We start from the raw sequence: 2,572 nt of genomic DNA, 5'->3' as shown, positions 1-2,572 counted from the left end.
TGAGTAATCGCCCTCTTTGACACCGGCGATATTGAGCCCGGGCACCGCCCGCTCACATCCAGAATATTGCCGTTCGGCACCGCCGATATTCCCTTCGGCACCGCCCGCTGGTACGTTCCGGCTGTCATGCAACCGGGACCAAGGAGGTACAGCATGGCGAGAAGAATCAGGGCCAGGGAGGCCCTCAAGCTCCGTGCGTCCGGGCTCTCGCAGAACGCGATCGCCCGCGCGGCGCACATGTCCAAGCACAGCGTCAGGGAGGTGCTCGACGCGGCGGAGGACTCGGGCCTGACATGGGACGACGCCGAGGGAATGACGGACTCCGAGGTCTACGGGAGGCTGTTCCCGGATAAGGCCCCGGCAGGGCCCGTCTACCCCGACCCCGACTGGGACCGCGTGCACCGGGAGCTCGCGAGGACGGGCGTGACGCTCAAGCTCCTGCACTCCGAGTACGCCGAGACGGCCGCGGCCGCGGGCGAGCCCGCGATGTCCTACGACCGCTTCTGCAAGCGCTACGGCGAGTTCACCGTCCGGCGCAACGTCGTCAGCCGCGTGGGGCACAAGGCCGGGCGAAACATGGAGGTCGACTGGTCGGGGCCCACGATGGCGCTCGTGGACCCCGTGACCGGCGAGGTGTCCAAGGTCTACCTGTTCGTGGCGTGCCTCCCCTTCAGCCGGTACAGCTACGTCGAGCCGACGCTCGACATGAGGCAGGATACCTGGCTGCGCTGCCACGTGCACGCCTTCGAGTTCCTCGGCGGCTCCACGCCCGTGATCGTGCCCGACAACCTGAAGACCGGCGTCAGGTCGCACCCGCGGGAGGGCGAGGTCGCGCTCAACCCCGCCTACGAGGAGATGGCCGCGCACTACGGCGCCGCCGTCATCCCGGCGCGCGTCCGCAGGCCCCGCGACAAGGCCGGCGCCGAGAACGAGGTGTGGAGCGCCGCCACCTACGTGATCGCCGCCCTGCGGGGCGAGGTCTTCACGGACATGGGGGCCCTGAGGGCGGCTGTCGCCGCGAAGGTGCGCGAGCACAACGCCAGGCCGTTCTCCAAGAGGGAGGGCTCGCGGCTCGAGTGCTTCGAGGAGGTCGAGCGGCCGCTGCTGAGGCCGCTGCCGAGGGTCCCCTACGAGATCTGCGAGTGGGTCTACGGCCGTAAGGTGCAGGCCAACTGCCATGTCTCCTACCGGCGAAACTTCTACTCGGTGAGCCACCTGCTGGTGGGCAGGACAGTCGACCTGCGCGTCACCGAGTCCAGGCTCGAGGTCTTCCTCGGCGGCGAGCGCGTCGCCACCCACCCGCTCCTGCCCGCATCGACCCGGAACCGCTACTCCACCAACGCCGGCGACATGCCCGAGGGGAAATCGTACGGCGACTGGGACGCCGCGAGGATAAGGCGCTGGGCCGACAGGGTCGGTCCCTCCTGCCGCGAGGCCGTCGACCGCGTATTCGGCTCCTACGAGTACGAGGAGCAGGCGTTCAACGGCTGCCTCGCGCTACTGAGGCTCTCCAACAGGTACTCCGCGGAGCGGCTCGAGCGGGCCTGCGCCATGTCGCTCGCCTCGGGAAAGCGCTCGCCCAGGTACCGCGACGTGAAGCCGATACTCGAGACGAACCAGGACAGGGTCCAGGCGGCGGGCGCCGACGCGGGCGCGGCCGGAGACGAGGGCGGCTACGTGCGCGGTGCCGGCTTCTACGGGGAGGGGTGATCGGCATGGAGGTCGACGTCGAGACCGCCCGCAAGCTGCGGGAGATGGGCGCCATCGAGCTGCTCGATGCCCTCAGGGCCCAGGACGACTCCCTCTGCATGGGGATGACGTGCGCCGAGAGGCTCCAGGCGGCCGTGGACGAGGCCCACTCGTCCTTCATCAGCCAGAAGGTGAGGAACCTCACAAAGCGGGCGTCGCTCAGGTACCCGGAGGCGGACGTGAGGTCGATAGACTTCTCCGAGGGTCGCGGGCTCGACAGGGTCACGGTGGCGGAGCTCGCGACCTGCGGATTCGCCGAGCGCGGCGACAACGTCGTGCTCCTCGGGCCGACCGGGACCGGCAAGACCTACCTCTCGTGCGCGCTCGCCAAGGCGGCCTGCGCCAAGAGGATCAGGACCTGCTACATAAGGCAGCCCGACCTCGAGGACCTCTGGCGCGAGAGCCGCGACCGGCCCGGCGGCGAGCGGAAGCTGCTGCGGAAGTACGGGGCGTTCGGCCTGCTCGTGATAGACGAGTGGCTCCTGGAGAGGCCGGACGAGCTGTTCAGGGGAATGCTGCTGGAGCTTTTCGAGCTGCGCTACGGGAGGGCATCGACCGTCCTGTGCACGCAGTTCAGAAAGAAGGACTGGCACCCGAGGCTCGGCGGCGGCGTGCACGCGGACGCGATCATGGACCGCATCGTCCACAACGCCGTCTGGCTCGAGATGGGCGAAATGAACATGCGGCAGGCGATGGCGGGAAAGGGGCGGTAGCCTGAGATGGGGGCACCGCCGGTGCCCGAGGCGACGCCGGCGGTGCCGATCCGCGATAGCCTCGGTGCTGTTTCGCAATATTCAGCGGTGCTCATGCGGGCAAATACTCA

Annotated in this window: 2 protein-coding genes; both read left to right on the top strand. The window is 68.8% G+C overall.

The genetic code is table 11. The annotated features are described in order from the left end of the window. Positions 1-153: 153 nt before the first annotated feature. The gene (gene istA, locus DWZ52_RS09740) at positions 154-1,710 is read left to right on the top strand and encodes an IS21 family transposase (RefSeq protein WP_118385432.1); all 1,557 of its coding nucleotides are present in this window, start codon (positions 154-156) and stop codon (positions 1,708-1,710) included. Between the two features lie 5 nt (positions 1,711-1,715). Next, entirely contained in the window at positions 1,716-2,462 is a 747-nt protein-coding gene (locus DWZ52_RS09735; RefSeq protein WP_118385431.1) for an ATP-binding protein, read from the top strand. The last annotated feature ends 110 nt before the right edge of the window (positions 2,463-2,572 follow it).

Source organism: Collinsella sp. AF33-16 (assembly GCF_003475325.1).
GTDB lineage: Bacteria > Actinomycetota > Coriobacteriia > Coriobacteriales > Coriobacteriaceae > Collinsella.
Note: the sequence above shows the minus strand (reverse complement) of the source record. Positions and strands in the feature narration are given on the sequence as shown.

Bases quoted from the DNA above. Each gene is read 5' to 3' on its own strand.
- istA (WP_118385432.1), top strand. From the start codon at position 154: ATGGCGAGAAGAATCAGGGCCAGGGAGGCCCTCAAGCTCCGTGCGTCC.
- DWZ52_RS09735 (WP_118385431.1), top strand. From the start codon at position 1,716: ATGGAGGTCGACGTCGAGACCGCCCGCAAGCTGCGGGAGATGGGCGCC.